The sequence below is a fragment of the Bryocella sp. genome (assembly GCF_058498515.1).
Window position 1 is genome coordinate 18,946 of the sequence record NZ_JBMHYI010000041.1, and the last position, 25,057, is coordinate 44,002.

The following is a 25,057-nucleotide window of genomic DNA, read 5'->3' on the forward strand; positions in this document are numbered from 1 at the left end:
GTGAGGCGTCGACTCTGCAGCGGCAACTCGTGGCATCCTGCTGTGTATGAAGAAGAAATCTTCCAGGCCGATTCCATCGATAAAGAGTCGACCCGTGATGGATCCTTCCGCCCGCCGGCGATTGCTTCGCGACGGCGCACGCGCGAATGAGGCTCGCGACCGGGCTTTTCGACAGGTTGTGCTGAGCATTCCGCCGGGAAAGGTGAGTACCTACGGACATATCGCGGCGGCGGCGGGGTATCCGATGTATCACCGGGCGGTGGCTCGTCTGCTGCGCACGGATCCGCCGGATTCGCTTCCGTGGCATCGCGTATTGGGTGCGGGTGGCCAGATCAAGCTGCCAGGGGAGGCGGCAAAAGAGCAGCGCGCGCGGCTGCGGATGGAGGGCGTGCGCTTCCACGGTGATCGCGTTGACATGGAGGCGTGCGAACACGTGTTGAGCAGCTGGGAGGTCCTTGATTGAAAGCCCGGTCGGGCTCTCAATCGATTTTGTTGCAACTTTACACAAAATTCGCTCGAGTTGGCCTTCAGGTCTCGACAGGGCACCCGAGGGCGTGATGATATGGCTGCTGCATCGCGAAGCGCGATGCAGGTCACGTTGAGGAGAGGTCCGATGAAGCATGAGGTTTCGCGCAGAAATATCCTGCGTGGTGGAGTGCTGCTAACCGGTTCGATGATGCTTCCTAAGGTGAACGCGGTGGCCGCGCCGCTGAAGGCCGGCAGTGTGCCGCCGTTTCAGCTGGGGCTGGCGAGCTATACCTTTCGCAACTTCGATCGTTCACAGTTGATCGGGTTCATGAAGCAGCTAGGCCTCACCGCCTTGAACGCCAAGGATGCGAAGAACCATCTGCCGATGGACGCCGCGGCAGAGGCTGCCGCGGTCGCGGATTATAACGCTGCTGGCATCGCGCTGCACGCTGTGGGGACGGTCTCATTCTCAAAGCCAGACGAGGCGGATATTCGATCGAAGTTTGACTATGCCAAGCGTGCTGGGGTGAAGGTCATCGTTGCAGGAGATCCCGACACGAAGTCACTGCCGATCATGGAGCGCTTCGTGAAGGAGTACGACATCCGCATCGCGATCCACAACCACGGTCCGGAAGATGCGAAGTACTTTCCTTCGCCGTTGGACGTGTTGAAGGCCATCAAGGGCATGGACCCGCGCATGGGTTGCTGCATCGACGTGGGGCACTGCGAACGTGCTGGTACCGACCCTGTGGCGGCGATTCATGCGGTGGGACCGCGGTTGTTCAACATGCATGTGAAGGACCTCACGGATTTCAAGTCAAGGGAGAGCCAGGTTGCGGTAGGTGAAGGCAAGATTCCTTTTCGAGCGATCTTTGAGGCCCTTACCGCTACTGGTTATAAGGGGTTCGTTGACCTCGAATACGAGATCCATGGCGACGATCCGATGCCCGGAGTGATCGAGAGCTTCGCCTACATGCGGGGCGTGCTCAACGGCATGGGGTATCAAAAGGCGAGTTGATGTTGGACGGAGCCTTGCGCTGAAATCGGCAGGAGCGGGTGGATGCCTCAACAGGGCAATCCACCCGTTTCTTCGTTTGGGTGGGTCGATCGAGAAACTGCGCACAGCAGGAGGAACTGAATTTGGTTAGCGGCCTGTTCACATCTTCCTCCGATATATAGAGGACAATGAAGGAGAGCCGTTCATCCTTCGCAGTCTTCCGATTGAGAGGTGCCGGTTTCAACAACTCGACTTGGGAGGCTTTGTATGCGCCAAGTCCTTGCAGATGTGTGTTTCCATCGTGAGAGACTGAGGGTGCGCCGGTGGTGCGTCGTTGTAGTGATGCTGGTTGTATCGGGAATGCTCTGGGGCACGAGCGCTTGCGCGCAGGCCACCGGGGCGGTTGCGGGCATCGTTACAGATCCTCAGGGACGTGTGGTTGCGGGAGCTACGGTTGAGCTCACCAATGCAGCCACGGGACAGTTGCGGAGCACGATCAGTGCTTCCAGCGGGGAATACCAATTTCCATTGGTAGCTCCAGGAAGCTACACCGTGCAGGTCGCGGCGAAGGGCTTTAAGAGCGTCGTGGAGAAGAACGTGCCGGTGCTGGTCAACGGCACCTCGCGCGAGGATGCGCAGCTTGCCGTAGGCGCGGCATCCGAGAGTGTCACGATTACGAGCGCGGCGCCGCTGGTAGAGACTTCCAATGCCACTACAGGCATCGTCGTCGGGCAGCAGGATGTCATCGATCTCCCGCTTAACGGACGCAATTTTGCACAGCTGGGTACGCTGATCCCAGGCGTGGTTGCCGCGCCTTCGGGACTCGGCGGAGCGAGCGGTAACGCGACTCCGGGCGGCTTTGGCGATACAACCGGCAGCTTCAACGTCAACGGCCAGCGAAATCAGTCGAACAACTTCCTGCTTGACGGGGCGCAGAACAACGACTCGTTCAACTCGGGCTTCGTCATGCGACCTCCTCCGGACGCGATCCAGGAGTTCAAGATCATGACCCACTCTTATGAGGCGCAGTACGGTCGCAACTCCGGCTCGGTGGTGAACGTTGTGACCAGGGCTGGTACCAACGAGTACCACGGCGCGCTCTGGGACTTCAATCGCGAAGGATCGCTGGCGGCGAAGAACTACTTTACGCCGGTGACCTCACCTAAGCCGGAGTATTTGCAGAACCAGTTTGGCGTCGCCGGCGGCGGCCATATCCTTCGCGATAAGTGGTTCTTCTACGGCTACTACGAGGGGTATCGCGTGAAGGACGCGACGGCCAACACACTTAGCGTACCGGTGCTGAGCGCGGCAGAGCGAGCAGGTAACTTCGCTGAGGTGTTGGATCCTTCCGCTGTTGGAGCCTGCGCGCCTGCGGGCGCGGTTCCGGGGTTGGGCCGTATTTTCGATCCAACGACTGGCGCGCAGTATTGTTACGGCGGCCAGCCCAACGTGATCGACCCAGGCAGTGAGAGCGCTATCAGTTCCTACCTGCTGAGGAATTACATTCGAGCTCCAAATTCGAAGAGCAACCTTTACGTCGAGGATCCGCCCAATATCGACAACCGCGATATATATGGCATTCGTACTGACTACAAGTGGCGTGCACATGCTTTGCTCGGACGCTACCTGTATGCGCACCAGAACTTGTACGGTCCGCTGACGCCTTCGAGCTTTCCCGTCACAGGGAGTCGGCAGATCATGAGCTTGTTTGACGCCATGGGGTCGGACACGTGGGTGCTCAACGCGCACATGATCAACGTCGCCCGCTACGCTCGTCAGTGGGTGGACGGTGTCCCAAATACGACCAGCGGCATCGTTCCTTCGACCGCCGGCTATCAATACCTGCCGACAAATCAGCAGGCGTTGGGTTTGCCCAACGTGACGCTCAACGGCTATTTCACGCACGGCGATCTGCAGCAACCGTTTGCTTCGCGCAAGAACTACGTCGATTCGATCGACGATGACTTCACGTGGGTAAAGGGCCGGCATCAGCTTCAGTTTGGCGGCGAAGTGAGGCGCGATGCGATCGATCTTCTCTATATCAACCGGCCTAATGGAGCCTTCACGTTCACCGGGAACTTCACTGGCAACACTCTCGCGGATTTCTTCCTCGGCTACCCGTATATGTTCCAGCAGGGCTCGGGCGACCCAGCTTTGAATGGATCATCGTGGACGTATGCGGCCTATGCTCAGGACCAGTTTCGTGTAAGTCGCCACTTCACGCTCGATGTTGGCGTTCGCTACGAAGTGAATCTGCCATATACGGAGGCGAATAATCATCTCGCGGCGTTGCATCCTGGGCAGCAGTCCACGGTGCAGCCGACGGCGCCTGCAGGTCTTGTTTACCCGGGCGATGCCGACACGCCGCGCGCGACCTATTACGCGGACACAAACAACATCGCACCGCGCCTCGGGATCATCTTCGATCCCGTGGGTGATGCGAAGACGACCTTCCGCGCGGCGTGGGGCGTCTTCTATGACACCGTGCCGGGGCAGGGAGATTTCTTCCAGAACGGTACCCTCGCTCCGCCATTCCAGCCTCTGCAGGAGATCGATTTCTATCCACGCCCTCTTGCATCGGCCTCAAGCAGCTACTTTTCAAACCCATATGCCGGAGTGCTCGCAGGGCCGGCAGGCTTTCCTTCGGGACTCACCTTTATCGGCTGGAGCCTCCCGCATTCCTTCCAGACGGCGCAGGTGTTTCAGTACAACCTTGGCATTCAGCATCAGGTGACCGACGCGATGGGCTTCGAGATTGCGTATGTGGGATCTCGTGGGAACCATCTGCCGATCTTCATTGAGGTGAACCCAACGCGTGTCGTCGCGGCAACAGCGGGTGCTTCAGCTTATGCGGCGGGTCCGCGCGCGGTCTTCGCGGCGTTTGGTCTCACGAGGCCAACGTTCTCCGCGGCGGGTTCCTGGTATGACTCGCTGCAGGCTAGTTACCAACTGAGGCCGTGGCACCATGCGCATGCGACAGCAGCTTACACGTGGAGCCACTCCATCGACGATCTATCGGGACTGAATGTCGGCAGCGATTCGAGGCCAGTGCTTCCTGTCACTATCGGCGATCAGGCTTCGATTGATGCGGCGATGGCGCGCGAGCGCGGCAACTCGCTCTTCGATGCGCGGCAGCGGTTCGTATTGAGCTTTGGCTATGAGTTTCCGCGGATGAGGAATTCGAGCCTCGTGGAACGGCTGATCGTCGGCGGGTGGCAGATCAATGGGATCTTCCAGGCACAATCGGGCAATCCGTTCACGGCGGTGAACTCGTCGGCAACTGCGCAGTCGCTAACGTTTCGTCCCAACATGAGTTGCAATCCAAACAACGGTCCGCACGGCATAGGCAGTGCGAGCCCGTTTCTGAACAAGGCATGTCTTGCTTTGCCGACAACGGCAAACGGGCTCATCGACAACAGCCAGTCCGGCAATGAGCCACGTAATGTGTTGCTCGGTCCCCGCTGGAACAGCACCGACGCCTCGCTGTTCAAGATCTTCCACGCGGGCGAGACGCAGAGCATAGAGTTTCGCTTCGAGGTCTTCGACCTTTTCAACGAGGCGCACTTTGCACAGCCCAACCCAACGTTCGGCTCGTCGACCTTCGGGACGATTACTTCAACCGTCGGCAGCGATCAACGAATCCTTCAAATGGCATTGAAGTACAGCTTCTGAACAACCTAGTGACCTGATCTATCTGACCACGCTGATCGGCTACTGAAGGGAGCCGATCAGCGTGAGGTCTATCGTTACCTCCTTCGCGACTTTGAAGAACATGATGCTGGGGTCCTTCAGGCCCCACCGCACGTAGGGCACTGCGAAGTTGGTGTGGGCCGTCATCTTGCTGCCTTCGATGTGGATCTGCATGGGGACGGTGAGCGGGTGGGCCACCCCATGCAGCGTAAAGGTGCCGCTGACCTGGATCGTCGAGTCTCCGGAGACTGCCAGGGCGCCGGTGTATGAGGTGGGCGCAAAGGTGATTTCATTGAACTTGCTGGCTTCGAGGACCTCATTGGTCATCCTCTTGTCGCGAAGATCGCTACCTGTCTTGCCACTCCCGGCGTTGACGACGACGCCACCTTCCATGGCACCGGAAGCGAAGTCGAAGGGCACAGAGCCGCTCCGGACGTGGAAGGCGCCTTCCGTGGTGTGTCCAGTACCGGAGAGCTCCATCTTCACCTGGCTGGCATCCGGGTTTATGACGAAGGTCCGGTGCTGGGCGAGTGCAGACGGAATAAGCAGGAAAATGAAGGCTGTGATTCCGAAGGGGGCGGATTTCATGGCGTTCCTTTCTATGTGTCAGGTCGCCTTCGTACTACGGGTAGGACGATGTCTCTAGGCTATCGTTGCTGAGGGGCTGCTGACCCGACGATGAACTTTATGTCATAACGCCGGGGCTGGCTAGATGACAGCAAAAGCGGGCTTCGTGTTGTGCGATAAGCGGAAGTAGGTCGACCAGGAGCACGAGGGCTTGCCAGGTCTGCTGGCGCCGCGTGACTGAGCAAACCGCAGCCGGCAGAGCGCTCGACGGTAGTCGCGTCACGGAACAAATGCGTGCGACTGCACTACTATGGGTTCATGCGGGTCCTGCTGATTGAGGATGAGGCCGAGATACAAGACTTCCTGTCACGATCACTGACGGAAGCCGGGTATGAGCTTGATGTTGCGCCCGATGCCGCGACTGGCGAGAGATTGGCACTCACTCAACCACACGATGCCTTGATCGTCGACCTCGGTCTTCCAGACATGGATGGCATCGCATTGATCCTTCGACTTCGTCATATCGGTGTCACATCGCCAGTGCTCATTCTCTCCGCCCGCCGCTCCGTCGATGATCGCGTGCTCGGGCTTGAGCAGGGCGGCGACGACTACCTTGTTAAGCCGTTCGCGCTGGCCGAGCTTCTTGCGCGCCTGCGCAACCTGCTGCGGCGCAATGTTCAACCGCCAGCGGAGGTGACGCGCCTACGGGTTCGCGATCTTGAGATGGACCTGCTGCGCCGCGATGTGACCCTGGGGGGACAGCCCTTGGAGCTTACGCAGCAGGAGTTCTCTCTGCTGGAATACCTTTGCCGCAACGCTGGTCGCGTGGTCACGCGCTCGATGATTCTCGAAGAAGTGTGGCACATGAAGTTTCAGCCGGAGACCAACGTCGTCGACGTCCACATCTACCGCCTGCGGGGTAAGCTGGACACCCCGGGGCGCGAACCGATGATCAGGACGTTGCGAGGAGTGGGGTATGTCTTCCGGGACAAGGACTGAGCGCTTCCATACTGCGGCATGGCGCATCTCGATGTGGGCGGGCGCGGCCTTCGCTTGTGGGACCTTCCTCGTTTTCATCTGGCTGCATCGCTTCGTCGCTGCCGATATCCAGCGCCGCAGCGATGCCTGGCTGACCGGCGAGGTGCAGGTCCTCAGCGATGTTGCCGAGCAGACACCTCGTGACCGCCGTTACTCCGCAGTAGTCAGCGAGGTTGCGGAACTTGCCAGCCGTGAGGTTCCCAACCGGCTGCGATCGTCAAGCCCATCCAACGATTCGGTGTTCTTTCTGCAGGCCGGCCAGCAAGGGAATCTTCAGCTCTGGGTGGGGTCTGGTGAAGGCGGTATCTTCCTCAACGCGATCCGCTCTGCCCGGTGGCAGCCGAATGTTCCCGCCGACATCGAAGTTCCCGGCAACGGCGTGCCTTTCCGCGTTGCCAGCGTGACGACTGACGACGGTGGGCATATCTATCTCGGGCTATCGGAGCGCGATGAGTTACACGTGTTGCGTAGCCTTCGCATACGCTTCATCGCTATTGGCGCGATCATTGTTGGTTTTGGATTTCTCATTGTTTTCGCAGCGACCCGGCGTATGCTACGGCAGGTCCAGCGCATCACCGCGGCTGCTTCACGCATCGGCCAGTCGGATATTCGTACGCGCGTTCCGGTTTCAGGGCGCCATGACGAGATCGGGTTGCTTTCGAAGACGCTCAACGGCATGCTTGACCGCATTGAAAGTTCGATGCATCAACTTCACACCATCACCGACTCCCTGGCGCATGATCTGCGCAGTCCGTTGACGGCAGTGCGTGGCAAGCTCGAGCTCGCGCTTAGCTCCGAACCTGACACCGAAGCTGGGGAGCAGATCGTGGCCGCGATCGAGGAACTCGACAGGCTCAGCCGGGTTCTGACCACATCTCTTGACGTCGCGGAAGCCGATGCAAACGCCCTCCGCCTTCGCTGTGAACGGATTGAACTGGTAGCCGTGGTCCAGGACCTTGTGGAACTCTACGAGCCGTCGATGGCCGAGCGGGACCTTCACATCGGCGTGCTCCGAGATGCCCCTGTGTATGCGCTGGCGGACTCCGCGCTGTTGCATCGGTTGATCGCGAACCTGCTGGACAACGAGATGAAGCACATTCCCGCAGGCAGCAACGTGACGGTGCAGGTGCGAGAACTTGACGGTCACGCCACGATGATCTGGGAGGACGATGGTCCTGGCTTCGGCGAGGAGGTCCGCTCGCAGCTCTTCGAGGCGCGTGCAAAGGGAACCCGCTCGGCCGGCTATGGCTTGGGACTGGCGTTCGTGCAGGCAGTGACGAGGGCGCAGGGTGGGTTTGTCACTGCGGGCAATCGCGCCGGGGGCGGCGCGCGGCTGGTGATCGCACTTCCACTCGCGCACGCCAACGCACCTGTACCGGGCACGCAGATCGTCGTGTCAGCATAAGCCCAGTGCAGGTCGGTGTGTCCACTCCGTATCGCTGGAGTGGTCCCGGGAGGGACTCCGTGGGCGCTCAGGTCGTTCCGTGGGTGAAATTATTTCAAGGGAAAAGGCACACGAAATGGTCCTGCTGCATCCTTCGATTCTTCAAGATAGCGACTTGACAATTCACATGCACCGCTCCTAGATTTCTCCGGCACCTGTAAGGCAACTTTTCCAACGGGTCAGGCCGCCGGGAGATCCCATGCGCTTTTCGCACTTTTTCGCACGTCTTGTTATCACCGTCCTCTTCGCTTTCGCCACGGGAGGCGTGCTCCTCAGCGCGCAGCAGGCGCCGATCGCACTGCCCAACACGATCACCAGTCTGGCAGGTGGGGCTACGGGTGTCGCGAGCGGCGCTGCGTGCGTTACGGACTCTTCGTTGACGGCACTGGACGCCTTCGGAGATGGCTGTCCCGGAGCCTCGGCGGTCTTCAGCAGCGACCTTCGCGGCGGCGTCGCGGTGGATCCGCTGGGCAACGTGTGGGTGGCGGACAGCAGCAACTCGGCCATCCGCAAGATCGACGCGCGCTCGGGGATCATTACGCTCGCGGCCGGCAAGGGGACGGTCTGCGCGGGGAAGACCGATTCGAACGGCGACGGTTGCCCACAGCTGCAAACCAGCTTCAGCAGCACCCCGCGGGGTATTGCCACGGACCCATGGGGGAACGTGCTCATTGCCGGCTATGGAAGCAGCCTCATCTCGATCCTCTGCAACGCCGTTTCACCGTTGTGCCCGAACACCAATGGAAATCACCAGGTGGGCTACATGTACGCGGTGGCGGGCTGCGTGGCGACCACAGGCTCCGCAGGCACTGGCGGCGCTGGCGCGGACGGCGGTATCGCGCTGCCGACGGGATCGTGCTCCACGTCAGTGGCGGAGCTGAACCAGCCGCGCGGCGTGGCGGCGGACATCTACGGCAACGTCTACATCGCCGACACGGCGAATACACGCTATCGCGTCGTCGTGGGCCCAGCGAGCTGGAACGGTGTCAGCAACCCAATCGCCAGCGTCATCGCCCTGGACTCGACATACAGCTCCGTTACGGCCGCTTCCGCCGCAGGACATATCTACCCCATCCTCGGCGGCTTTACCTCGCCCTCCCTGGGAGCTGCCTGCTACTCCGGGGCAACCGTGAATGCGCTCGATGCGCTGGGTGATGGCTGCCCGTTCTATGTCACGAGCACGAACACCAACAGCTCCTCCACGCAGGGCGTTGCCGTGGATCCCGCGGGCGACGTGGTCTTCGTTCCCGCGAGCGATGTGCGTGTGCGTGTGCTGTACATGGGCGGTACGGCGATGGCCCATCTCATCACGGTGAACAATCCCGGGGTGACGCCGGTGGTTGGTTCCGTGTACTCCATCGCGGGCGGCGGCGCCAGCACAGCGCCCAGCGCTACGCCAATCCTGGGCTCGGTAGCCAAGCTGGACACGAGCATCTTCAAGGTCGCGGTTGCGAGCAATGGCGATATTTACGTTGGTGACAGCACATCGGTGCTCTACCTCGACGGCGCGACCGGCTACATCCGCAAGCTCTTCACCTCAGGTTCTGCCTGCGGCACGGCGCTGGATACGATCGGCGACGGTTGCGCGCCCAGCGCTGCGAACTTTGGCGGTTCGAACGGTCTTGGCATTGCGCTCGACGCCTTCAACAACCTGTACATGGCGGACACAACCAACAGCCGTGTGCGTGAGGTCGCCGCAACCAGCCTGGTGCCGACGGCGATCGGCGGAAGCTACACCCAGTCGCTGCTGCTGCACAACTCGGCGAGTTCTTCGGCGAGCGCGCTGGTCGCGACCTCTGAGATCAGTCTGGGCTCTGCGAGCTGCGGCTCGGTGAACAGCGACAGCACGGTGGAGTGCTCCGTTCCCATCACCTTCGCTCCCACCAAGCCAGGCCCTCGCACTGCGGCGCTGGCTACCAGCGGAGCCGTCGCCGGCACGTTGGCGCTTGCGGGCAAAGGCTCCGGTCCAGCCTTGACGACAGACGTCACCAGTCCGAGCACCAGCGTGTTCGGCTCGACCATTACCGCCGCTGCTGTGGCCATTAGCGGAAGCGGACATGTCTATGCCATCGACTCGACGACCGGCAACTACGTTCAGCTCAATGGCGACGGCAGCGTGACTGTCCTGGCGTCAGGCGCGCCGACAGGCACAGTCTCGCTGGCGGTCGACTCCGCGGAGACGCTCTACGCGGTAGGCAGTAGCAGCACGAACATCAGCACGCTGACCCTTGGCTCCGGTGGAACCTACTCGGCTGGAACGATCTCTTACACCCCAGCCAGCAGCCCCGCCGCGCCGCGTGCGATCACCGTCGATAGCAATCACACGATCTACGTCTATGACGGAACCAACCAGTCCATTTACCGCTTCGTTAATGGCGTCTCGAACGCTGCTCCCGCGGTGATGGGCACCGGGTACAACAGCGTGGTGGGTCTAGCGCTGGATGCTCTCGGCAACCTGTATGTGGCCGATAAGGGCGGTCAAGCGCTCTACCGCATCAGCCCGCTGGGAGTGCAGAGCTCTGTGACCACGGGCATCGCTCCAGCATCGATCGCGACCGATGCGGGCGGTGCGGTGTATGTGCAGGATGCGCTGAGCGGAACGCTCTTCGTGCACTCAACCAATGGTGTACAGACGACGCTGTTGAGTGGTTTGACGACTCCTGTGGCTGTGGCCGTGGAGGCGAACGGCGATGTGGCGAGCGTGGACGCCGCGGTGACAGGCGTGACCGCGATTACGCGCCATTCGGTGAGCTATAACTTCGGCACGAGCACCACAGCTACGCTGACGGGCACCTTGGGCAACGTCGGCAACCTTGCTGCAACCTCTTTTGCGCAGACGGATTCGAGCGACTTCGCGCTCGTCGCCGGCACCAGCAGCGGTTGCAACTTCACGACGACCGCGCTGGGTAAGGGCCAGGCTTGCACTTTAAGCGCAACCTTTACTCCGACGGCCTCCGGCACTGGTGCTGTGACCGATGTGCTCTCGACGAATCCGTCGACGAGCAGCATCGGTTCGCTTACGCTGAACGGCACGAAGACTGGCACCGCCGTGACGACAACGACGACCGTGACCAATCAGACCCCAGGTTCTCCGATCTATGTTCCGACCGGGACCGAGGTGAGCTTCACGGTGACGGTCACGCCTTCGAGCGGAAGCGCCACGGGCAACGTGAATGTTTCCATCGATGGCGGCATGGCTACCGCCTACACGCTGGCGAGTAATGCCGTTACAGTCGCGCTCTCCGGCCTCACCGCGGGCGCGCACACCATTCAGGCTACCTATCCCAGCCAGGCCGGCATCGTGGGCTCCTCGTCGTCGGTGGGGAACTTCTCCATCGCGCAAGCGACAACTTCGCTGACGTGGACCCCCTCCACAACCACAGTGCCGGTGAGCCAGGCGCTCGGCACTGGTGTGCTGAATGCGATCTCGAATGGTGTCCCCGGCGCGTACGTCTACACGGCAACCCCGTCCGGCGGCTCCGCGATGGCTGTCGATGCAGCGACGTATCTTCCCATCGGGACCTACTCGCTCGCGGTGACCTTCACTCCGACGGATGCGACAGACTACAGTGGGTCAACATCGAACGTGTCCAGCCTCACGGTGACGCAGGCTTCGACGACCTCCGCGGTGGGCGCGACGACGAACCTCGTTGCGGCTGACGGCTCGGGCAACTACACGACGTTGAGCGCTGCCGTAGCAGCATTGCCAGCGACGGGAGCGGCGATCTACCTAGCCCCCGGGACCTACAGCGAGCAGGTGAGCATCTCCTATCCCAACGTCTCGCTACGCGGCCTCGGCGGAGATCCGACGAAGGTGATTCTGACTGCAGAAGCAGGCGCCACACCGACAGCTCAGAATGGCGGCAAGACCGGCGATGAAGGGTCCTCCACACTCAACGTGGACAAGGCCACAATCGGCGGCACTACCTATGTGCCGAACAACTTCTACGCTGAGTATTTGACGATCAACAATACCTGGAACACGGACACGAACGTGAACCCGACGGCGCTGGTCTCTTCGGGAGGATCGTGCGTGCCGAACACGTCGAATCTTTCCAACAGCGCGTTGTATAACGCTGGCACACTGTGCTACTCGCAGGCCCTGGCCGTGTGGAGCCGCTCGGACCAGGCTGTCTTCAACAATGTTCGCTTGAATAGTCTGCAGGACACGCTCTATGCCGGCAGCCAGGGATCCAGCGGATCTGCCTATACTGCGGCCCGCCAGTATTTCTGGAAGGGCTACATCTCCGGTGACGTCGATTACATCTTTGGCGATGCGGCGATGGTCTTCGATCAGACGCAGATCTACACGCTTTGGCATGGCGCCTCGGCAACGGGCACAGAGACGATCACGGCACAGAATAAGGCCGTAGCGAGCGGCAGCACAAACGACTACCTCAGCGGCTATGTGTTCAATGGAGCGACGCTGACGTCGCAAAGCACCGGCATGACTAACCTCTACTTCGGCCGGCCCTACGGTCAGTTCTCGACCACCGTACTGCTGAACAGCAAGATCGATCAAGTGAATCCGGTGGGGTGGATCGAGTTTTCCGGAGACACGAATCTGCCGACCTCAACCTATGCGGAATACAACAGCATTCCGTACAGCGACGCCCAGGGCAACACCGGGCAGGGAGTGACGGGAACTCGAGAGACGACTTCGATTGCGCCGCAGGTGTATACGACTGCGGCGCAGGCCGCAAAGTGGGCGCCTGTCGCCTTCCTGAGCCAGATGGCGAATGGGACTTCATGGAATCCGACTTCGGCGCTCGCCGCATATAGCAACACCTTCGCTCCGACGACGGCGATCAGTGTGCAGTCTGGCACCAGCGTGACGCTGCTTTATCGCCCGCAGACTCCGGGCGCAGGTGTGGTGCCGACCGGTACTTACACCATCTACGACAACGGAACTTTACTCACCAGCGGCACGCTGGACGCGTCGGGTTCCGCGTACTACACCACGTCAAGCCTTTCGGTTGGGCCAAATAATCTTACGGTCAGCTATGGCGGGGACAGCAATTTCCTTGGGTCAACGTCCGCGAGCGCGTACACGGTTACGGTCACACCGTCGGCGAAGGCCAATCCTATAGTCGGTGTGTCGGCCACAACAGGTGCGAGCTACGGTCAGTCGGTTGTGGTGAATGTTACGGTGACTGGTTCGGGCGCGACCCCGGGCGGCTCTGTAAATCTTTCAGTCGACGCAGGAACCCCAATCTCGAAGAACCTTTCGAGTGGTACGGTCTCCTTCACACTGACGGGCCTATCGGCAGGCATGCACGGCCTCAGCGCCGTTTATTCCGGTGACACAAACTATAACGGAGCTAACGGCACCGGGAGTGTGTCGCTTGCTAAAGTGGCTCTTCAAGTCACGGCGAACAGCCAGACGGTTGCCTTCGGAACTGCTGCCGCTGCGTATTCCGCGAACTACTCGGGCTTCGTTCCGCCGGATACGTCTACTGTGCTGAGCGGAAGTCCGTCGCTCACGACTACTCCAACGACACCGACGGCGCCCGGGGTATATACGATCACGGCGGCGCAGGGAACATTGAGCGCCACCAACTACAGCTTCGCGTTCGTCAACGGAACGCTCACCATTACGGCTCCGCCTGCGGCCACAGCCGTCGCGACCGGCGATGCACGCACGGTAACCGAGCCGAGCTTCCCGGCGGTATGTACGCAGCTGGTCGCGGACATCGCTGATGTGAATGGCGACATTCCAGCCAGCTTTGACGCTAACAATTCGAATCCTGATGGTGCACGCATTCAGGCTGCGCTCAATGCCTGCACATCGGGACAGGCGGTTGAGCTCTCGGCCGGCAACGCCAACGCCGATGCCTTCCTTACTGGGCCGCTCGTGATGCCGTCCAACGTCACGCTGCTCATCGATCCGGGCGTTACGCTCTACGGTTCCCGCAATGCACAAGACTATGACACCGTTGCCGGAACACACACCTGTGGCACGGTGAACAACAATAGCGCCACCAGTTCGTGCCAGCCGCTCATCCTCATCAACGGTGTCAGCAATGTGGGCATCATGGGCTATGGCAAGATCAATGGCCGCGGCGGCGATGTGGTACTCAACAGCTTCCCATCGAGCTACGCCGGCCAGACTTGGTGGGGACTTGCGACCATCGCCAACAGCGGTGGAAGCCAGCAGAACCCGCGCATGATCCAGATGGGCGGCAACGCGTCGAACATCACGATGTACAAGATCACGCTGATGAATTCGACGATGTTCCATGTCTCCACGACGAGCACGGTCACTGGATTCACCGCGTGGGACGTGAAGATCGTGACACCGACCAGCGCGCGCAATACTGACGGCATCGATCCCGGCAACGTGCATAACTTCACGGTGACGAGGTCCTACATCTCCGATGGGGACGACAACGTAGCGGTCGGGGCATCCGGTTCGAATCCGGCGTCGAATATCTCAATCACGCAAAACCATTTCTATGCCGGCCATGGAGAGTCGATTGGGAGCTACACGAGCGGCGGCGTGAGCAATGTGCTCTTCGATGGCAATATGCTGTCGGGCAACTCGAGCGTCGACTCGAACTCGACGGGCATTCGCATCAAGACCGCCAACGATCGGGGCGGAGTCGTTACGGATATCCAGTACTCCAACTCCTGCTTCCAGAACCACAAGGCGCTGATGCAGTTCACGCCTCTCTACAACACAAATACTGGCACCTTGACTCCGAACTTCAACAACATCCTGCTGCAGAATCTGACCTTCCTTACCGAGGGCACCGTTCAGCTTACGGGGGCGTCGAACAACGGAACAGTCAATCCGCTGACGATCACGTTCGATAACGTCGGCTTCAACACGCTGCAGGCTTCGGACCTGAACAGTACAGCGCCCAGCAATACTGTCGTCACGCTGGGACCGGGGCAGGTATCGTCCAACTTCGTCACCGCGATCAACGCTGATGCCGGCTCGAACGGTGTTGTGGTCGTGGACAACCGGACGGTCAGCAATCTGCTGCCCCCGGCCTGCTACTTCACCTACCTCGCTCCGGAACTCACGGGTCCCAATGGTGTGAACCAAACCATCACGCAAGGGCAGACGGCCACTGCCGTAGTGATCCTGACGCCTACCGTTGCGGCCGCGTCCTATCCTTACCCCACCGGCACCGTCACCCTGACCGACTCCAACGGCGGCGCCGCAACGAGCGTCACGTTGCCTGGTTCGAGCGATACGGTCATGGTTCCGCTGACGGGCCTCACGCCCGGAACGCACACCTTCACGGCCAGTTATGCTGGCGACTCAACTTACGTCCCCACGACAAACGGGCAACCGTATGTATCGTTTGGCTCCTACCAGGTCGTCGTCAATGCAGGTTCGACTTCCAGCACGACGACCACGCTGTCTGGCGTACCGGCGACAACTTCTTTCGGCACGGCGTTTACAGCGACAGCTACTGTCTCTGGCGCATCCAGTGGAAGTGTGGAGTTCGTCGTCAACGGCGTCGTTGCTAGTTCATCGACGATCTTGGGGGGAGCGGCATCGGCTACGTTGAGCCTGCCAGTCGGAACCTACAGCATCGTGGCGCAGTACACGGGCGCTGCGGGGACTTCAGCTTCGACTTCGCCAACGGCCAATGTGACCGTTGGGCCTGCAGCCACAACGACGGCGCTTTCGGCGTCTGCGACAACGACCACCGTAGGAGTCCAGGTAAAGTTCGTCGCCACGGTGAGCTCAGTTGCAGGGACGCCGACTGGCACGGTCACCTTCGCTGCCAGCGTCAATGGTGGCGCGGCCTCCAACGTGGGTTCGGCCACTCTGAACAATGGGGTGGCGAACGCGAGTCTCAATCTTCCACTGGGTTCCGTGACGGTGACGGCAACGTACACCGGCACGACGAACTTCTCCACTTCTTCCTCCTCGTCTGTGTCGGTCACGGTGAATCCGCCGACAGTGTATCCGCTCTCGACCGCACCCATTGCGCTTCCGCTAACGATCAGCACGGTCGCCGGCGGGGCCACCGCAGCGAATGCGAACACGGCATGCACAGGATCTACGGATGCCAACGGCAATGGCTGCCAGGCGACGCAGATGGCGTTCAGCGGCTCGTCGCTCGACCTCCGCAGCGTTGTGGCGGATCCATTTGGAAACCTCTATCTCACCGATGCCAACGCCAGTGAGGTTCGGCGGATCACTCCGGATGGAATCATCTCGCTCTTCGCCGGTTACGTGAGTGGCACGGCGTGCCTGCCGACGGCAAGCACGCCTTGCACTCCGACACTGGTGAAGCTGAATAAGCCGCGCGGTGTCTTTGCCGACCCCTACGGGAATGTCTTCATCGCCGGCTACAGCGACAACAAGGTGTATGAGGTCAAAGCCGCAGATGGCCTGATGTACCTGATCGCGGGAAGCGGTACACGTCCGAGCGATCCTACGCAGACCAACGGAGACGGCGCAGCGGCTACGAGCGCGTTGATCAACCAGCCTCGTGGTGTGGCGGCTGACAGCTACGGCAATATCTACGTGGCCGACACCGCGGATAACAAGATCCGCGAGGTCGATACCTCAGGCAACATCCAGACGGTGGCGGGAACAGGTGTGAGTTCGTCAACGGGCGATGGTGGACTTGCCACCGCTGCGACCGTAAGTAATCCGCAAGGCGTGCTTACTGACCCGAGCGACAACCTGTACATTGCCGATGCTTCGCGCGTGCGCGTGGTATGCGTCACCTGCGTCAGTGGCTCCGGACTCTACAACCTGCTGCAGAAGCTCGGCGTAACCTCGCCGGCTAACGGCTACATCTACACCATCGCGGGCACGGGGTCGGGTACCTACAACTACACGGCTCCCGCGCTGGCCAACACCGTCAACGTGTCTCCGCAGAAGCTGGCGATGGACGCGTCGGGTAACCTCTATATCGCCGACTCAAACGGCGTCGCATGGTTTGTGGACGCGCGTACGGGTTACATCCGTTTGATTGCTGGCAAGGGAACGAGCTGTAACACGAGCACCATTGGCGATGGCTGCCTGGGAACTCAGGCCACCGTCGGAACGGGCACCGGAGGTGGCATCGGTGTGGGCGTGGACTTGCAAGGCCACGTCTACATCGCTGATACGCTGGACGGACGCATCCGCAAGATCTCCACCGATCTCGCGTTTCCAGCAACAGCCACCGGCGCGAGCACCACGCAGGCGGTGAAGCTGCACCTGATCGCAGGCGATACGCTGGGCACCACCAGTCTTCCGCTCTCATCGCCGGACTTCACCTTGAGCTCGGTAACGTGCGCGACCAACACGGACACCACGCAGGACTGTAGCCTGACGGCTACCTTTGCTCCAACGGTTGCGGGCTCGCGGAGCGCAGCGCTGGCTGTTGTGACGGCGGGTTCGTACTCAACAACATTTAGCCTTACGGGAAGTGGGTTGGGCTCAGGTGCAACGCTAGACCCGGCAACGACGACTAAGATTGGCAACGGTCTCACACCATCGCTCGTTGCGGTCGACGGACTTGGCAATTTGTACGTTGCAGATACGGCGAGCAAGAAGCTGCTTCGCTTTGCCGCGGACTCGACGGGCACCTCTGCAACCGGGACGGTACTGGCGTCGATCAACAATCCCACGGCGATCGCTACGGATCAGCGGGGCAACGTGTACGTGGCGGACGCCAGCGGTTCCGTTACGCAGATCTCGGCGACGGGTGTGACTGCGAGCTTTGGTACGTTTACCTCGCCCTCAGCACTCGCCACCGATAGCCTCAACGATCTCTTCGTGGCCGATAGCTCGACTGCGATGGTCTACGAGGTAAGCCCCAACGGGGTAGCGCAGCGTACCCTCATCGGCTCCGGCCTCACGTCTCCCACGGGACTGGCAGTTGTACCTCCGAACGCCCTTTACGTGGCAGACTCAGGCACGATCTATCGCTACACCTATACAGCTGCGCCGACGGCGGTGAGCACCGCGGTGGCGCATCCAGGGGCGATGGCAGTCGACGCCGCAGGGAATCTCCTTGTTTCGGACACGTCCGCGGGAACGATCACTGTGGTTCCCGCGAGCACTAACACCAGCGCCTTCATCGTTGCGACGGGCATCACCTCGACGGCGTTGGCACTCGATGGCAGCGGCAACATCTACACCGCAAACGGTACGGGCAGCGTGCTCGAACTCCTGCGTACGCAGGCAGCTGCGAGCTTCACGGGGACCGCCATCGTTCCGGCAAGCTTCACGCTGCTGTCGACGGGCAATCAGCCGTTGGCAATTACGTCGCTCTCACAGACGGACGCCGCAGACTACACCGTGACAGCTACGGGCTCCAACGACTGCACCGTAGCCAGTGGCGTGCCCAGCGCGGTGGTTGTGGGCGGAGGTTGTGCATTGACCACGACCTACGCTCCCACGACCAACACCAACACCACGGACACCGTCACCTTCAACGGAGCGGCGGGGTTGCAGATGACGCTCACAGGCTCGAATGCTCCACTGCCGACGACCCTGGCTTTGAGTACACCAACGCCAGTAGCCCCAGTGCTGGGCCAATCGGTGAGCCTTACCGCAACGGTCGCGGCAACTGCGGGTTCGCCAGCGGGCAGCGTGGTCTTCACCGTCGATGGCAAGGTGCAATCGCCCATCGCGATCAGTGGAGCCACCGCGACGGTTACATTGACGGGACTCACGGCGGGGAGCCATACCATCGGCGCGAGCTATACGCCGAGCAACAATTTCCTCACCTCGACGGCAACGGCGGTGAGCTTCATCGTCAAGGCGACGCCCGCGATGGCTCTCTCTGTGACTCCTGCGCCAACCTCTGGCAATGAGCTTCAGGGAATATCGCTGACCTTCACCGCAGCGCTCACAGCTTCCAACAACGCTACTGGTACGGTGAGCTTCTTTGACGGCACTACACCGCTCACGAGTGGGGTGGCACTCAACGGAAGCGGTGTGGCAACTTACACCACGTCGACACTCGCTGTGGGCACGCACAGCATCACGGCGCAGTTTGTCGGCGACACTCTCAACCAACCGGCGACGAGCAGTGCCGTCGCGTTCACCACGAAGGCAGCGGTGACAGTTGGCTTAACTACCTCGACGCCGACACTCTACCTCTCAGTGGCTGCTCCAGGCACAGCGTCGGCGACGTTGACCTATGCGCCGAATGCAGGCTACGCGGGCACGCTGCAGTTCACGTGCTCGGGTCTCCCGGCCGGCGTCACCTGTGGCTTCAACCCTGCGTCGCTTACCTTCACACAGTCGAGCAACTCATCGCAGAGCACCACGCTGACCATCACCGTGGCATCGGTGCACGGGATGCTTGAGCGTGTGCCGGGGGGGGCGAGGCCGATCTACTACGCCATACTGCTGCCTGGATTGTTCGGGCTCTGGAGGCTGCGGAAGAGCCAGAAGCTCGCTTCTCGGCTGCTTCTGCTTGCACTGCTCTTTGGTGGCTTCCTCACGGTAAGTGGATGTGGCGGTGGAAATCCGGTGACCAGCTCCACGCTAAACGTGGTCGCAAGCGACGGCACGAACAGCATCACCACGCTGGTGAATCTCACCATTCACTAAATCGACTCCTCCTGCCGCCGTCCTCATCGATTCTGTCGGTCTACTGGCCGAATCATTGGGAACGGCTGCTTCTCTCTTGCCTGCATCCGCTCTCCGTCACACTGCTGCCTAGGCTGCCTTCCTTTGAGGGAAATTACAGCGCGACTTGCGGCTCTGGAGCGCTGATGTTTGAATGGGTTCAGTGCGCAAGCTCATCGCCATGGCGTTGTTGGCCCTCTTCGGGCTGCCCTTCGCGTCGACACTCTTCGCCCTCACGGGCAGGAACGAGGCGAAGCTGCCGGCGTGTTGCCGCCGGAGCGGTGCTCACCATTGCGCCATGCACGATAGTGCAACGTCCGGTTCGAATGACGATGCTGCCTTCCGAGGTCCCGCGCAGAGGTGTCCGTTCGCTCCCTCGGCACCTGTGCGTGCGAGCCACACACCGCTCTTCGGCCTACCGGAAGCGAACGTGATTGTCTCGGATGTTGCCCACCAGCCTGCTGTCGTCGCGCAGGCTGAGGGGAACCGCAGCATCGCGCGCGATCGTGCCCGGCAAAAACGCGGCCCTCCCAGCGCCAGCCTTTCCTAGCTCTTCGCGCCGTCTCACTCAACTCACGAGAGGTCTATCAGCATATTTGCCGATAGATCACGTTGGCTCGCTGCACAAATCAGTATCCCGGCTCGCCCGGGACATGATGTAGATTGCGCTGCATCATGTCGAATTTCGAAGCTGCGATCTGTGAGTGCGCCCTGTCGCCGCGATAGCGGCCTTCCGTTTATGGTTTCCTGAATCTCTCGCTCTCTTGAACTCTTCTCCTCCAATGCGAAACATGCTCTGGCATCGCGCTGTTGCCATGACGATGCTCTGCGCGTTTCTCCTGCCACTGTTCGCGCTTGCGTCGGCATTGGCGCAGTCGGGGGAAACGGCGCTGCCGGCATGCTGTCGCATTCACGGCAAGCATCACTGCACAATGCTGCGTACGAACGGAGTTGGGCAGGACGAGGGACGGAATGCCGTCCACTATACCGCGACTCTGACGGAGCGCTGCCCTTGTTCCAGCGTGACGATTTCGTTCGCTCATACCGCGCCCGTGATAGGTCCGCATGGATCTTCTGCGTGCCTCGGTCCGCGAACGGTCCCCGCATTATCACCTGCGCTGCAACGACAGCGCGTCATCGAGCGGATTGCAGCCAACCCCAAGCGCGGCCCTCCGTACTCCCGTCTCCTCTCCTGAGTTTCGACTAAGGACCGCGGCTCACGGCCGCCGACGATTGGAGCACGATGATGAACCGCCCGGCCCGAACAGGCCTGTATCTTTGCGCAGCCCTGCTGCTATCCTTGCTCCCGCATCTCCTGCGCGCGCAACAAACTTTGACGAACGGCTCCATCACGGGGCGGGTACTCGACAGCACAGGAGCAGTGCTTCCGCGGACGGTCGTGACTGCTCTGCAGCCAAGCACCAACCAGAGCTATAGCGTTCACACCGATCCTCAGGGCCGATTTCGCTTGCTCTATCTCCCGATTGGCCACTACGAAATCACCACGCAGGCGCAGGGTTTTGCGGATGCAAGCCGGGAGGTTGATCTCTCGCCTGGGTCGGCGTTCGATCTCACGCTGCAGCTTTCGGTTGCTGGGACACGCAGCAGCGTTCAGGTTACTGATGAGTCGCCAATCGTCGAGGTGGACCGCAGCCAGGTCGGCGAGACTGTCCAACAGGAGGAGGTCCAGAATCTGCCTTTCGAAGGCCGCAACTACCTCGATATCTCACTGCTGGTTTCTGGTGTGTCCCCAACCAATACTGCCAGCACACAGACGCTCGCCGAGACCTCTGAGGTTGTTGGGCAGGGCTACTCTGTGAACAGCCAACGCAACTTCTCCGACAGCTTCATCGTGGATGGCCTCTCCGGCAACGATGATGCCGCGGGTGTTGCAGGAACAGTGCTTGGCATGGATGTGGTGCGCGAGTTCCAAGTGGTCACCTCGGGGGGGCAGGCCGAGTTTGGCCGCGCACTCGGCGGCTACTTCAACATCGTCACGCGGAGCGGAACAAACGATGTGCATGGGACCGCTTATGGATTCCTCCGCAATCAGCGCATGAACGCCGATAATGCGCTCTCCGGGACGAAGCTTCCGCTGACGCAGGGGCAGTATGGTGCGAGTCTATCGGGGCCAGTCGTGCGCGACCGCAGCTTCCTCTTCGGCAACTTCGAGGAGCAACGCCTGCGCACCAACGGCATCATCACGGTGACGCCAACGAACGCAAGTGCGATCGATGCGAGGCTTGCCGTCTCGGGGTACGCTGCGCCAATGCTTCCCCTCAGTGGTAGTCCGACTTCGACCTATCCGACGACGTTGCATACGGACAACCTGTTCCTTCGCGGTGACCAGCGCGTGAGTGGCAATGACAGGCTCGAGGCGCGCTACAGCTTCTACCAGCTCAGCAGCCTGAACGCGCGCGGTGTTGGCTCGCTCAATGAGGTGTCGAACGGCACCAGTGTCTACGATACGAACCACACCTTGGCTGCGAGCAACGTCGCCACGCTCACGCCGCACATCTACAACGAGACGCGCGGGCAGTTTATCTACGACAACCTGTACGCTCCGCCCAATGACCAGATCGGACCGGCTGTGACGATCTCCGGAATTGCAGTCTTCGGTCGCTCGACTTCATCGCCAACAAGCCGATTGAATTACCTGAGCGAAATGGTGAACAACCTCGTCATTGAGCATGGGGCACATACCTTCAAGGCCGGCGTGGACTTCCTGTACAACGCCGACACGATTACGTTTCCGCAATCGTTGCGCGGGGCCTACACGTTCGCCTCGCTGGCGAGCTTCCTTGCGGGCACCTATAACTCTCAGGGCTTCACACAGAACTTCGGCACGCCCACCGTGCATCAGACGAACCCGAACGTTGGGTTCTATGCGCAGGACGAGTGGAAGCTGTCACAGTCGCTGACGCTCAATACCGGTGTGCGCTACGACCTGGAGTACCTGGAGACCATCACGACGGACAAGAACAACGTCTCGCCGCGCGTCGGCTTCGCGTGGTCGCCCTTCGTGGAACACCGCACCGTCGTGCGCGGCAGCTATGGCCTCTTTTACGATCGAGTGCCGCTACGTCCGCTGGCTAACGCTCTGCTCTCCGCGCACAACACCACGGACTATAGCCAGGCGGCGTTGCTGAGCTATACGTTTTCTCCAGGACAGGTCGGAGCTCCGAGTTTCCCAGCCATTGCGGCGACGCCTCCTGCCGGTGCGCTGGAGAACTTTTCGCTTATGCAACGCAACATCCAAAACCCATACTCGCAGCAGGCGAGCCTTGGCGTGGAGCAACAGATCTCTGCCCGGAGTTCGCTGGAAGTCAGCTATCAGCATCTTCGTGGCGAGCACCTGATCGGTGCGATCAATACGAACATCAATATCGATGGCACGCGGCCGGATGCTACTCGTGGCAACGTGAAGCCGTACAGCTCAGCCTTCGATTCATATTTCGATGGTCTTGAGGTGAGCTTCGTGCAACGGGCTGCTGGATGGGGCTCGGCCCGCGTGTCCTATACATGGTCGCATGCGATTGATAACGTTAGCGAGTTCTTCTTCAGTGCGCCGATCAATAATTTCAACCTGCGCGAAGATCGCAGCCGTGCCGATGACGACCAACGGCATCGCGTGGTCTTCGACGCAGCGCTGAATACATCGGTGAAGCCCGCACACGGCGTGGTCGAAGAGATTACCCACAGATGGAAGCTCGACGGCGTTCTTCAGTACTACTCCGCGCTGCCGTTCAATGTCACCACCGGCTCTACGACGAAGCAGGGAACCACGCAGCGGCCGTGCTTTGGCAGCTATAGCCTCAGCGGTACAAACCCATGTACGGAGGGCCTTGCGGGCGCTGTGATCGGTCGTAATGTGGGGATTGGATTTCCATTCTTCGCGCTGAACGCTCGCTTGAGCCGGACCTTTGCTCTCACGGAGCACCTGCAGATTGAAACGCTGGCGGAAGCCTTCAACTCGCTCAATCATCGCAATGACATGGTCCCGAACAGTACGTGGGGGACAGGAAACTACCCCGCGTCTGCGAACTCGACGTTTGGGCAGGCCACCGCGGTTGGAGATCCCCGCAGCGTGCAATTTGGCGCACGTGTGAATTTCTAAGCATTGCGGTTTTGGATTTCCCGGGCCCGTTGCGGGTTTCATCGCACTGTAACGGGCCTCTTTTTCCTGGCGTGATCTGCAACCAAAATGGCGCGATGCGCATGGCGCGCCACGTGGTTCCGGGACTACTGTTAGGGCATGTACAACGCAAAGGCTTTCGCCGCCAGCACCGCCACTTCGCCCCTTGCCACCACAGCGATCTCCCGTCGTGAGCCTACCGAGCGCGACGTGCAGCTCGAGATCCTCTTCTGCGGCGTCTGCCACTCCGACCTGCATACCGTGCGTGACGAGTGGAACGCAGTCATGCCGACGGTATACCCCTGTGTGCCCGGCCACGAGATCGTGGGCCGCGTCACGGCTGTCGGCTCCAGCGTGACGAAGTTCAAGGTTGGTGACATTGCGGCAGTCGGCTGCCTGGTCGGCTCCGACGGGACCTGCCCCGAATGCAAGGCCGGCCTTGAGCAGTTCTGCAACGGTATGACGCTCACCTATAACGCGCCCGACAAGCACACCGGCGGCGTGACGTATGGCGGCTACTCGGACTCGATCGTCGTCGACGAGCACTTCGTGCTGCACGTGCCCTCGAATCTCGATCTAGCTGGTGCCGCGCCGCTGCTCTGTGCGGGGATCACCACCTACTCGCCGCTGCGTCATTGGGGTGTGACCAAGGGGCAGAAGGTTGGCATTGTTGGTCTCGGCGGCCTCGGTCATATGGGCGTCAAGTTCGCTCACGCACTCGGTGCGCACACCGTCGTCTTCACCACCTCGCCCAGCAAGGTGGAAGATGCGAAGCGCCTTGGTGCTGATGAGGTCATCATTTCTAAAGATGCGAATGAGATGCAGAAGCATGCGGGCAGCTTCGACTTCATCCTCGATGCCGTCTCGGCTGACCATGACATCAATGCGTATATCCATTTGCTGAAGCGCGACGGCAACATGACGCTTGTGGGCGCACCGGAAAAGGCTCTCCAGCTGTTCTCCATGGGCTTGCTTTTCAAACGCCGTAGTGTGTCGGGCTCGCTCATTGGTAGCCTCGCCGAGACCCAGGAGATGCTGAACTTCTGCGGTGAACACAACATCACGGCCGACGTTGAAGTGATCGCGATGCAGCAGATCAATGAAGCATACGAGCGGTTGCTGAAGTCCGACGTCAAGTACCGCTTCTCGATCGATATGGCGTCACTCAAGGGATAG

The 25,057-nt window shown here is 60.6% G+C and carries 9 protein-coding genes; 8 read left to right on the top strand and 1 reads right to left on the bottom strand.

The genetic code is table 11. The features are described 5' to 3' along the window. Nucleotides 1-46 precede the first annotated feature (46 nt). The 3 genes from AC5E6W_RS10655 (at nt 47) to AC5E6W_RS10665 (ending at nt 5,137) form a co-directional block, all read left to right on the top strand. Nucleotides 47-463, top strand: a complete 417-nt coding sequence (locus AC5E6W_RS10655; RefSeq protein WP_491752273.1) for an MGMT family protein — start codon at nt 47-49, stop codon at nt 461-463. Nucleotides 464-613: 150 nt separating this feature from the next. Beyond that, nucleotides 614-1,486 carry a sugar phosphate isomerase/epimerase family protein gene (locus AC5E6W_RS10660; RefSeq protein WP_491752274.1) on the top strand — a complete coding sequence of 291 codons (873 nt, stop codon included), beginning with the start codon at nt 614-616 and terminating at the stop codon, nt 1,484-1,486. A gap of 321 nt (nt 1,487-1,807) precedes the next feature. Continuing rightward, nucleotides 1,808-5,137 carry an outer membrane beta-barrel protein gene (locus AC5E6W_RS10665; protein ID WP_491752493.1) on the top strand — a complete coding sequence of 1,110 codons (3,330 nt, stop codon included), beginning with the start codon at nt 1,808-1,810 and terminating at the stop codon, nt 5,135-5,137. Between the two features lie 39 nt (nt 5,138-5,176). On the opposite strand, the gene AC5E6W_RS10670 is transcribed toward AC5E6W_RS10665, so the two are convergent. Then, entirely contained in the window at nt 5,177-5,743 is a 567-nt protein-coding gene (locus AC5E6W_RS10670) for a YceI family protein (protein WP_491752275.1), read from the bottom strand. Nucleotides 5,744-6,016: 273 nt separating this feature from the next. On the opposite strand from AC5E6W_RS10670, the gene AC5E6W_RS10675 reads away from it, so the two are divergent. The 5 genes from AC5E6W_RS10675 (at nt 6,017) to AC5E6W_RS10695 (ending at nt 25,057) form a co-directional block, all read left to right on the top strand. Further along, nucleotides 6,017-6,721, top strand: a complete 705-nt coding sequence (locus tag AC5E6W_RS10675; RefSeq protein WP_491752276.1) for a response regulator transcription factor — start codon at nt 6,017-6,019, stop codon at nt 6,719-6,721. Next, entirely contained in the window at nt 6,699-8,165 is a 1,467-nt protein-coding gene (locus tag AC5E6W_RS10680; protein ID WP_491752277.1) for an ATP-binding protein, read from the top strand. The genes AC5E6W_RS10675 and AC5E6W_RS10680 overlap by 23 nt, the downstream gene beginning before the upstream one ends. 238 nt (nt 8,166-8,403) lie before the next feature. Continuing rightward, nucleotides 8,404-19,728, top strand: a complete 11,325-nt coding sequence (locus AC5E6W_RS10685; RefSeq protein WP_491752278.1) for a pectinesterase family protein — start codon at nt 8,404-8,406, stop codon at nt 19,726-19,728. Nucleotides 19,729-21,079: 1,351 nt separating this feature from the next. After that, a complete protein-coding gene (locus tag AC5E6W_RS10690; protein WP_491752279.1) occupies nt 21,080-23,863 on the top strand; it encodes a TonB-dependent receptor in 2,784 nt (927 codons plus the stop codon). Nucleotides 23,864-24,001: 138 nt separating this feature from the next. Continuing rightward, nucleotides 24,002-25,057 (top strand): NAD(P)-dependent alcohol dehydrogenase, encoded by a 1,056-nt coding sequence (locus AC5E6W_RS10695; protein WP_491752280.1) that lies wholly within the window; start codon nt 24,002-24,004, stop codon nt 25,055-25,057.